This window comes from Phormidium sp. CCY1219 (assembly GCF_035615515.1).
Classification (GTDB): domain Bacteria; phylum Cyanobacteriota; class Cyanobacteriia; order Cyanobacteriales; family Laspinemataceae; genus CCY1219.
Map to the genome: position 1 here is coordinate 1 of NZ_JAJENT010000164.1, position 2,295 is coordinate 2,295.

A 2,295-nucleotide genomic window follows, 5' to 3' on the forward strand; every position below is an offset into this window, starting at 1 on the left:
AGGGGGGACGCTTGGGGGGATTCTTCTGAGGCTAAATCAAATCCCCCCAAACCCCCCTTTGAAAGGGGGGCTTAAGAATCTGGTTTCATCGTAGAACTTTATTAAAATGGTTTAATCCATGAGTGGCATTGTCAGTCTTGTCAAAGAAGATCGCAGTCCATGCGATCGCCCGCTTTTAAATCAAATGACCGAATTTCTGGGATTTCGCGGCCCCGACGCCCAACAGGTGTGGTGTCAGGGTTCTGTGGGACTCGGACATACTCTGTTGCGAACTACCGCACAAAGCGATCGCCAACCCTTGAGTGTACCCGAAGGGGACTCCCAGTGGATTGTTGCCGACGCCCGCATCGACGATCGCGCCAACTTGCGGCAAAAATTATGCGATCGAGGTTGCCCAGTTGCCGAGAACATCTCCGACGCCCAACTGATTTTACACGCTTATCGAGTCTGGGATACCGCTTGCGTCGAGCATCTCATGGGAGATTTTGTCTTTATTATTTGGGACGATACCAAGCAACGGCTATTTTGCGCCCGAGACCACTTTGGCATCGTGCCTTTTTACTATGCCCGAATTGACAAAACTCTGATTTGCAGCAATACCCTCAACTGCATTCGTCTGCATCCAGGGGTTACGGCGAAATTAAACCAACGGGCGATCGGAGATTTCTTGCTATTTAACATGAATATGGCATGGGATACCACCAGTTTTGCCGATATTCGTCGCTTGCCTCCCGCCCATACATTAACCTGGACGCGGGGAAAACTAGAAATTCAACCCTATTGGCAATTACCCCGCTGTTTGCCGTTAATTCGCTATCGGCGACAAGAAGAATATGTGGAACATTTTGCCGAACTATTTCAGCAGGCAGTGGCAGACCGCTTGAGGTCGGCGACCGTTACCACTCATATTAGTGGCGGCATGGATTCGACCAGTGTCGCTGCCACCGCCTATCAAGTGTTAGAAGAAAAGGGGAAACCGTTTGAGTTTCACTCTTTTACAATGAGCGATCGCTCGATGATGCCGGAAGAAGACACCTATGCAGCGATGGTCGCCAAACATATCGGCATTCCCATTCACGTTCTCGACGGTTCCGGTTACATTTCCGCCATCCCGCCAAAATACCCAGAAACTCCCATTCCCGAACCGGCTGCTGGCATTCCCGCCCGCAATTCCCAACTCGAACTCGCCAAAAATTGTGCCGCCAAAGCACCCGTCGTCCTCACTGGATTTGGGGGCGATCCGGGATTGCGATTTGGGGAATTCTTCTGGTTAGAATGGTTCAAACATGGCTTATTTGCCCAATGGGTTGCCGTACAATTCCACGCCATATCCTTATATCGACATCCGTTATTTTATTGGCGGCGCGGCTTGGGATATTGGCGCAAAATTAGCCGTGCAAAACAGTCCTTTCCCACTTGGGTAGAACCGAGTTTTTCGCGACGGCTAGACTTATCGGCGCGACAGCGAGAAATCGGCGATGACTCTGTAGACAAAATCTCTCGGTACGGCATGGCTCACTCGCCGTTTTGGTCGAATTTATTTGAAACTTTAGAGCCAAGTTACACCGGCGTAGCAATTAAACACTATCATCCATTTTTCGACTTGCGCTTAGTCAATTATCTGATTGCGATTCCCCCAGTACCTTGGTTGGTGAATAAAAATATCTTGCGTGAAGCGATGCAAGAAAAGTTGCCCCAACAGATTCTTCAGCGACCGAAAAAAGTGTTTCACTTTCAAGATACTTATTCCCCTATGATGCGGAATATGGTGGATGTCTGGATTGGGGATTTGTTGCAAAATACCCCAGGGTTGTCGGACTATGTAAATTGCGATCGCTTATTGGCCTTGTTGACATCTCCGTCACCAATTTCTCCGCCTGATATTATTGCCTTGGAACGGACTTTGCTCTTCGCTTATTGGCTGCGAAGCTTAGAGTAGTTATATCCCCCCAAACCCCCCTTTGGAAGGGGGGCTTCGGATCATCCCCCCAAACCCCCCTTTGAAAGGGGGGCTTAAATATATTTCATAATAGCGAGGGCTATTCGTAGGGACACGGCACTGCCGTGCCCTAATTTTTGACGGCGGGATAATCCGGTTCCCCCCTTTCAAAGGGGGGCTAGGGGGGATAAACCGGGGCTAGGGGGGATAATCCAATTCCCCCCTTTCAAACCGGGGCTAGGGGGGATAAACCGGGGCTAGGGGGGATAATCCGGTTCCCCCCTTTCAAACCGGGGCTAGAGGGGATATCCGGTTCCCCCCTTTCAAAGGGGGGCTAGGGGGGATAAACCGGGGCT

General features: G+C 50.5%; 1 protein-coding gene. It reads left to right on the forward strand.

From position 1 onward, the window contains the following. Positions 1 to 118 precede the first annotated feature (118 nt). Positions 119 to 1,939, forward strand: coding sequence for an asparagine synthetase B family protein (locus tag LKK83_RS00905; protein ID WP_324628843.1), 1,821 nt, complete (start codon positions 119 to 121; stop codon positions 1,937 to 1,939). Positions 1,940 to 2,295 lie beyond the last annotated feature (356 nt).